The organism is Candidatus Zixiibacteriota bacterium, assembly GCA_014728145.1.
Taxonomy (GTDB): domain Bacteria; phylum Zixibacteria; class MSB-5A5; order JAABVY01; family JAABVY01; genus WJMC01.
Genome location: WJMC01000014.1, coordinates 1 through 7117 on the forward strand (window position 1 = coordinate 1; position 7117 = coordinate 7117).

At 50.0% G+C, this 7117-nt stretch carries 10 protein-coding genes; 9 read left to right on the plus strand and 1 reads right to left on the minus strand.

Going from position 1 to position 7117, the window contains the following annotated elements; all coding sequences use genetic code 11:
* Positions 1-10 precede the first annotated feature (10 nt).
* Positions 11-208 (plus strand): hypothetical protein, encoded by a 198-nt coding sequence (locus tag GF404_00620; GenBank protein ID MBD3380675.1) that lies wholly within the window; start codon positions 11-13, stop codon positions 206-208.
* 118 nt (positions 209-326) lie between these two features.
* Here GF404_00620 and GF404_00625 read toward each other — a convergent pair whose 3' ends face one another.
* Positions 327-995 carry a hypothetical protein gene (locus tag GF404_00625; protein MBD3380676.1) on the minus strand — a complete coding sequence of 223 codons (669 nt, stop codon included), beginning with the start codon at positions 993-995 and terminating at the stop codon, positions 327-329.
* Positions 996-1178: 183 nt separating this feature from the next.
* Between GF404_00625 and ruvB the strand changes: the two genes are divergently transcribed.
* From ruvB to GF404_00665, 8 genes are all read left to right on the plus strand, one after another.
* The gene (ruvB, locus tag GF404_00630; GenBank protein MBD3380677.1) at positions 1179-2213 is read left to right on the plus strand and encodes a Holliday junction branch migration DNA helicase RuvB; all 1035 of its coding nucleotides are present in this window, start codon (positions 1179-1181) and stop codon (positions 2211-2213) included.
* A 3-nt stretch (positions 2214-2216) separates the two neighbouring features.
* Positions 2217-2756 carry a hypothetical protein gene (locus GF404_00635; GenBank protein ID MBD3380678.1) on the plus strand — a complete coding sequence of 180 codons (540 nt, stop codon included), beginning with the start codon at positions 2217-2219 and terminating at the stop codon, positions 2754-2756.
* 5 nt (positions 2757-2761) lie between these two features.
* Entirely contained in the window at positions 2762-3796 is a 1035-nt protein-coding gene (gene queA, locus GF404_00640; GenBank protein ID MBD3380679.1) for a tRNA preQ1(34) S-adenosylmethionine ribosyltransferase-isomerase QueA, read from the plus strand.
* Entirely contained in the window at positions 3793-4488 is a 696-nt protein-coding gene (locus GF404_00645; protein MBD3380680.1) for a 2-C-methyl-D-erythritol 4-phosphate cytidylyltransferase, read from the plus strand. The genes queA and GF404_00645 overlap by 4 nt, the downstream gene beginning before the upstream one ends.
* A gap of 3 nt (positions 4489-4491) precedes the next feature.
* The gene (locus GF404_00650; protein MBD3380681.1) at positions 4492-5028 is read left to right on the plus strand and encodes a hypothetical protein; all 537 of its coding nucleotides are present in this window, start codon (positions 4492-4494) and stop codon (positions 5026-5028) included.
* Positions 4964-5647, plus strand: a complete 684-nt coding sequence (locus tag GF404_00655; GenBank protein MBD3380682.1) for a hypothetical protein — start codon at positions 4964-4966, stop codon at positions 5645-5647. The genes GF404_00650 and GF404_00655 overlap by 65 nt, the downstream gene beginning before the upstream one ends.
* Positions 5644-6654 carry a D-alanine--D-alanine ligase gene (locus GF404_00660; protein ID MBD3380683.1) on the plus strand — a complete coding sequence of 337 codons (1011 nt, stop codon included), beginning with the start codon at positions 5644-5646 and terminating at the stop codon, positions 6652-6654. The genes GF404_00655 and GF404_00660 overlap by 4 nt, the downstream gene beginning before the upstream one ends.
* A gap of 59 nt (positions 6655-6713) precedes the next feature.
* A partial coding sequence (locus GF404_00665; protein ID MBD3380684.1) for a hypothetical protein occupies positions 6714-7117 on the plus strand: 404 nt, incomplete at its 3' end.

Here is a 7117-nt window from a genome sequence, read left to right on the forward strand (position 1 = left end):
GATAACTGATATGAAAGATCTTCTGCACGAGATCAAAGAAGAACGCCCCCGCGAGGATTACCGCGAACTGCCCTGTCGGGATTTCGACTGGGATTGCCTGGCCACCGATGGAGTGATACCATTTGGCGATTACCGTAGATGTCAGAACTACGCCCCCGAACGCGGTAAATGCCTGTTTGTCTCAACTCGAAATCATTCCAGACCGTAGATATATTCTCGCTTTCGAGAGGCGCACATATATTCCTGGTAGAGGCTCCTTTTCTGGCACAAAGTGTAAAGTCGTGTGCAACCTGAAATTGTCAGGAGCGCAATCCGCTTGCCTGATATTATTGGTCTTCTTTTTCTTCCGGTTTCGGCGAAGTCTTCTCCGATGATGCGGTCGATACTGAAGGTTTCATGTAACCGTCGGAAACCTGGCGGATATTCTTAATATCGTGGTACACCTTCAGACCCAAAATCGTCATCTCAGCCAAAAAGTATGATGCTACCAGCACTATAAAGCCCTGGATTATACCGCCCACCATAAACAGGATTCCGCCTTTGAATCCGCTTCCGCCCAGAAACTCGAGTAATATCCATCCGGCAGGAACCAATGTATGACCGGCAAACCATGAATTAATAAGCAACCCGAGCCCATACAGGACCGATATAGTGGCCGCTATTTCGCCGAATGTCCGCAGGAGTACCGAAAACACCGGTATGACAGTGAAATCCTGATCATACGCTTCCGCATTGAGCACATCGCTGGCCCGGATTACAAGTATCTGAAATATCAAAAAGATAAGTACCAGAAACAGAAGCTGGAACAGGATCAGGCCGATCACCCCGGCGGCGTCCTGCCCGGAAACATAGTTCCAGTAATCGATCCACATCATTGCCCCGCCGATAATCACGGCGATCGAGATAATCCACATCAAAACAAAGATTCCGAACCGCACCGAGCGTCCCTCGCTCAGTGAACTCAGAAGTGGCTTTATAAAAAACAGGTTAGCCATCTTACCTCCTTGTAAGTGACTGTTAAATATTCGGTTTATGTACACAGCCGTGAGGTCCGCTGTAATCAGTATCACAGTTGTTGGAATTTGTCAAGTCTATTCTGACGACACTGCCTGTATGACTCCGGCGGGACTTACATTTTGTAATTGCGATCGTACGAAATATGATTAACTTGTTTGATTATGGCCGATTCACGAATTACAACACCGGGTCGTTTCGAGGGCGAGGAATCTTTCGATGCCAGCCTGAGACCGCAGTCTTTCGAGGATTTCATCGGGCAGGCAAAATTGGTCGACAACCTGAAGGTTTTTATCCAGGCCGCCAAACAGCGCAACGAAGCCCTCGATCATGTGCTCTTATACGGCCCTCCGGGTCTGGGCAAAACTACTCTGGCGCACATAATGGCCAACGAACTGGGAGTCAAGATCAAATCCAGTTCCGGGCCGGTTCTGGAACGGGCCGCCGATCTGGCCGGAATTTTGACCAACCTGAATCTGCGCGAGGTGCTGTTTATCGATGAGATACATCGATTGAACCGGGTTGTCGAAGAATACCTGTATCCGGCCATGGAAGACTTCTCGCTCGAAATCATGCTCGACAAGGGACCCTCGGCGCGAGCGGTACAGCTTCCGCTCAAACATTTTACACTGGTCGGTGCAACTACCCGGGCCGGGCTTCTGACATCGCCTTTGCGCTCCCGCTTTGGCGTAGTCGGACGGCTGGATTATTACGATGTCGACAGCCTGCAGAAGATCGTCAATAGATCGGCTAGTATCCTGAATGTTGAAATCAACGATGAAGGCTCCTACGAAATCGCTCGTCGGGCGCGGGGCACACCCCGTGTCGCCAATCGATTGTTAAGACGTGTACGCGATTTTGCCCAGGTTGCCGGCGATGGCAATATCGACAAGAAATTGGCGGCCGATTCGTTGGCGCGGCTGGAGGTCGACAACCTCGGTCTGGATGAGATGGATAAGCGAATCCTGGAGGTGATCATTCATAAGTTCAGGGGCGGTCCGGTCGGGATCAATACCCTGGCAATCGCGGTCAGCGAGGAGCAGGACACGATCGAGGAAATTTACGAACCGTTTTTGATCCAGGAAGGACTTCTAAATCGTACACCGCGCGGAAGGATCGTGACCGAGCTGGGGTATCGTCATCTGAAGATAAAACCTCACAAAGGTCAATCCGACAAAGATCAGCAAAGGCTGTTTTAGCTCATGAGAATTCTCACTCATATATGTTGCGGACCGTGTTTGGTGTACCCCTATGAAAAACTGATCGAGGAAGGGGAGCATCTGACGGGATTCTGGTATAATCCCAACATCCATCCATTTACAGAATACAAAAACCGTCTCGAAAGCCTCCGCAAGTTCCAGGATATGAAAGACTTCGAGATCATCTACGAGGACCGTTACGAGCTCGAGACGTTTCTGGCCCTGACGATGACAGATTTGCAGGATCGTTGCCGGCACTGCTATCAGATACGCTTGACCGAAACCGCCCGGCGTGCCAAAGCAGAGGGCTTTGAGGCTTTTACCACAACGTTATTGGTATCCCCATACCAGAAGCTGGATTATATCCGCGAAATCGGCGAACGTCTCGAATCGGAAACCGGGGTGAAATATCTCGATCTGGATATAGTCGCAGGCTACCGCGAGGGACGCCGGAAAGCCCGCGATTATGGTCTCTATATGCAGAAATACTGCGGGTGTATATTTTCCGAAAAGGAACGCTATCAAAAGAAAAAGAAGAAATAAAGCAAATGAAGCTGTCCGATTTCGATTACCACCTGCCTGAGTCACAGATCGCAGAATATCCCGCCGAAAGCCGTGAAAAAAGCCGCATGCTGGTTTACAATCGAAGCTCCCATCGGGTTGAGCACCGCCAGTTTGCAGATATCGACGAATATATCAGGCCAGAGGATTTCCTGGTGGTCAACAACACCCGTGTCATGCAGGCCCGGCTTTTCGGCCATAAAAAGGCAACCGGCGGGAAGGTCGAACTGCTTCTTCTTAAGCAGTTCGAGGAAGGTCTCTGGCACAGCCTGGTAAAACCGGGTAGAGGCTTAACAGAGGGAGTCGAAATCGAATTCGAATCCGGCAGTATTACAGCCGCGGTGGCTGCTGTTCATCCCGATGGTTCCCGCACGCTCAGGTTTAAGCCGGCAAACAAGGTTTTCGATCTGATGGATACAGAGGGGCTGATTCCGCTTCCCCCGTACATTCAAAGAGCTCCACAGGAGAATGATTACGAGCGCTATCAGACCGTTTACAGCAGTCAACGTGGCTCGGTAGCGGCTCCCACTGCCGGACTTCATTTTACACCGGAGATATTGGACAAAATCAGGGCCAGGGAAGTGGAAATAGTCGAAATCAATCTCGATATCGGCTGGGGCACCTTTCAGCCGGTACGAGTCGAAGATCCCCGCCGGCATACGATCGAGACCGAAACATACAGGGTTTCGCCGGAGGCGTCGAAAAAAATCTCCGATCTGGGCAAAGCGGGTAAGAATCTGCTGGCTGTGGGGACGACCTCGGTGCGCACGCTGGAGAGCTGGTATCGGCAGACCGATGGTTCTCTTTCGGCTCATTCTGACGAAACAGATCTGTACATTTACCCTCCCTTCGAATTTAAACTTGTTGACAAGCTTCTGACCAATTTCCATCTTCCGAAATCGACCCTGTTGATGTTGGTGGCCGCCTTTGCCGGCCGTGAGGAGATCCTGGAAGTTTACCGTGAAGCGGTAGCTGAAGGCTACAGGTTCTTCAGCTATGGCGATTGTATGTTATTATTATGAAGACCTGCGCGATTGTATACCTGCTTCCGGAACCAGCCGGATCCGGCAATTTCCCGACCGCGTACCGTCCCCTGGGAGGAAAACCGCTTCTGGCACATACCCTGCAGGCTTTCGAGGACTGCCCCTCGATCGATAACGTTGTCCTTGTAAATGAAGCGGAATATATGCTCTTTGCCACCGACAATGTGATCGACCGTTTTGGGCTGACCAAGACCAATAAAGTTACCGCGTGCGCCAAATCTCGATTTCTTACCATCCAGAATGGCCTCAACGCGGTCGAAGCTGATACGGATATCGTCCTCATACACGATGCCCTTCGGCCATTTGTATCTACTCAGCTAATCTCCGATCTGGTCAGCGAGGGCCTGGCTCATGATGCCGTCGCTCCAGGACTTAAGACCTCCGACCCGGTCAAGCGTGCCGAACAGGGCTATATCCTGGCCTCGCTCGATAAGGACCGGATTTTCATCATGCAATCCCCGCAGGCTTTTAAATTCCAGCTTATCAGGGACGCCTACAAAAACGCTGAATCCTCGGAGCATGTCTTCGCCGATGATGTCGCGGTTGTCGAGAACTTCGGCCATAAAGCTCGGGTGATCGAGGGCGAGAGATTCAATCTCAAAATCGATACAGACGAGGATTTCAAGCTGGCAAAAATCCTGCTCGAAAACATAATTTCGCCCGGAGAGTAACGGATGCGAACCGGGACAGGAATCGCTTTTTACAAGTTCGATCCGGACAAACCCCTGTTGCTGGCGGGGGTGACGCTGACGGATTTTACCGGGTTGTCGGGCAACAATGACAGCGATATTTTGTCGCATGTTGTCTGTGATGCGGTATTGGGTGCCGCCGGTCTGGGCGGTATGAGCCAGCAGTTCGATGAAAGCGACAGCAAGTATCGTGACATAAAGTCAATCAAACTACTCGAGCTTGCCAGGATCAAGCTGGAGAAGTTATCGCTGGAAGTGGTCAACCTGGATATCATTCTGGTCGCAAAAGATTTCGATCTGGCAAATTTCAGGACAATGATCACCGTCAACCTTCAGCATGCGCTCCTGCTCGAAAACGGTTCTGTCTCTCTAAAAACCGCTCCCTCGATTTACCCGCTCATTTCATTCAAAATCGACGGTATGGCTGCCCTGGCAACATGTTCTGTTACCGAGGTCTATGAAGATGATGAGGGAAATGGTTTTGATCGGGATGAAGAAAACGGTGAGGATTACTATGAATGATCTTCCGCCTGAAATGCAGAAGTATGTCGAACTGCTTCTGTCTCATGGGGGCGTATGGGTTTATTTTTTGGCCGGCATTGCCATGCTGATCGAGTATGTCTTCCCGATATTCCCCGGTGACGTGGCCATCTTCGCGGCCGGTTTTGTCTCAGGTGACAGTCGATCGAATTTGATAATTGTCCTGATCAGTGCCTATTTCGGTTCTGCGATCGGGTTTACCCTGGTCTACCTGGCCGGAAAACATTACGGGCGCAGGCTGATTGCCAGTGAGAAGATTCGTTACATTAATCGAAGGCTGTTAGAGAGAACCGAGTCCTGGTATAAAAAATACGGCAGTAAACTTCTGATCGTCTCCAAATACCTTCCGGGTATACGGTTTGCGCTCGTATTTTTCTCTGGTGTAGCGGATATGGATTTCAGGAAAGTGTTCGTCTATACCTCGATCTCATGCTTGATCTGGAACAGTATGGTGATCCTTCTGGCTTATTACTTACGGCAGAATATTGGCGAAGTCTATGAAGTTTTAACTACATATTCGAGCGTGGTTTTATATATTCTGATCGGAATTGCGATAATATGGAGCGCGAGATGGTTTTATCTGCGGAGGCGTAAAGCGTGAAAGTTCTGGTTTTAATGGGCGGTGTGTCACTGGAGCGCGATGTCTCCCTGGCTACCGGCAGGGAAGTGGCCGATGCCCTCAAGTCTGTCGGCCATGAAGTCAAGGCTGTCGATACCGCCGCTGGTATCGAACTTCCCGATGATCTCAAGCCTCAAAGGGAAAACCTGATCGGACGCCGTCCACCCGATACGAAACTGATTGCACAACTCGATAAAAAGCAGATGTTGACCATCCTCGATCTGCCTGAGTTGAATTGGGCCGATGTTGTCTTTCTGGCCTTTCACGGTGGATCCGGTGAGAACGGCGAGGTGCAGGCGCTCCTGGATATGGCGGGTGTAAAATATACCGGTTCCGGGTTGTTATCTTCAGCCCTTTCTATGAATAAAGCGCTTTCCAAACGATTGTTCTCTGTCAGTGGAATTAAGACTCCCGGTTATTTACTGATTAGAAAAGGTGCTTTCAGTGAAAACATCTCCCTTCAGATACTGGAACGGTTTTCTCCGCCCGTCATCATAAAACCAAATGACCAGGGCTCTACGGTCGGTCTGACCCTGGTCGAGGACGAGGCTCTTTACGATCAGGCAATCGAGGCGGTCTATGCTGTTTCAGAGGAGATGCTGGTCGAAGAGTATATACCGGGACGCGAGCTTACAGTAGCGGTTTTGGATGATTCACCGCTACCGGTGGTGGAGATACTGCCCAAAGGCAAGCTCTATGATTATGAGTGTAAATACACTTCCGGGATGTGCGAATATGCCTGTCCGGCGGATTTACCGGAATCACTGGCGCAAACGCTTCAGGGGCTTGGGAAGCAGGCTTTCGATCTGTGTCAATGCAGGGGCTACGCCAGAGTCGATTTTCGTCTCGATTTAAAGGGCAGACCATTTTGCCTGGAGGTCAACACCCTGCCCGGAATGACCACAACTTCACTTGTGCCCAAGGCCGCCAAAGCATCGGGGCTTTCGTTTGCTGAACTGCTCGATAAAATAGTCAAACTGGCATTGTAATCTTGAGACATTTCCCGCAAGTCATATTGCTTTTCTGTATGGTCGACTGGCCGGTTTTCATGCGGCGCAAAATGGTCTATGCGCTCGCTGAAGCTGTCAAAAAATACGATTCAATCGTCGTCGCGGTCAACCGACCCCTCTGCCCGTTTACCACATGGCTTCGAAAACCAGCGCGCCTCCATGAATTCTTTGATCCGCCTGGTGTCGAAAAGATAGAAGATAACCTGTACCTGTTTTCTCCAAAATACTTTATAAGCGATATGGTAACCAGACGTCTTGCGGGGCTTAATATCCCCAACTTATATTTTCTGCGTCGATCTTTTGGGTATCTTTCAAGAAAACTGAAAATACGAATATCCTCACCAATTATCTGGCTTCATCATCCGGTACAGGAATACCTTACAGGTCTTTTCCCTATGAGTTTGAATGTCCTGGAAATATATGATAACTTGGTAGATGTTTA

What these genes read in the sequence shown, in the direction of transcription:
- GF404_00655 (MBD3380682.1), top strand. Translation starts at nt 4,964, where the DNA reads ATGAAGATGATGAGGGAAATGGTTTTGATCGGGATGAAGAAAACGGTG.
- GF404_00625 (MBD3380676.1), bottom strand. Translation starts at nt 995, where the DNA reads ATGGCTAACCTGTTTTTTATAAAGCCACTTCTGAGTTCACTGAGCGAG.
- GF404_00650 (MBD3380681.1), top strand. Translation starts at nt 4,492, where the DNA reads ATGCGAACCGGGACAGGAATCGCTTTTTACAAGTTCGATCCGGACAAA.
- GF404_00635 (MBD3380678.1), top strand. Translation starts at nt 2,217, where the DNA reads ATGAGAATTCTCACTCATATATGTTGCGGACCGTGTTTGGTGTACCCC.
- GF404_00620 (MBD3380675.1), top strand. Translation starts at nt 11, where the DNA reads ATGAAAGATCTTCTGCACGAGATCAAAGAAGAACGCCCCCGCGAGGAT.
- GF404_00645 (MBD3380680.1), top strand. Translation starts at nt 3,793, where the DNA reads ATGAAGACCTGCGCGATTGTATACCTGCTTCCGGAACCAGCCGGATCC.
- ruvB (MBD3380677.1), top strand. Translation starts at nt 1,179, where the DNA reads ATGGCCGATTCACGAATTACAACACCGGGTCGTTTCGAGGGCGAGGAA.
- queA (MBD3380679.1), top strand. Translation starts at nt 2,762, where the DNA reads ATGAAGCTGTCCGATTTCGATTACCACCTGCCTGAGTCACAGATCGCA.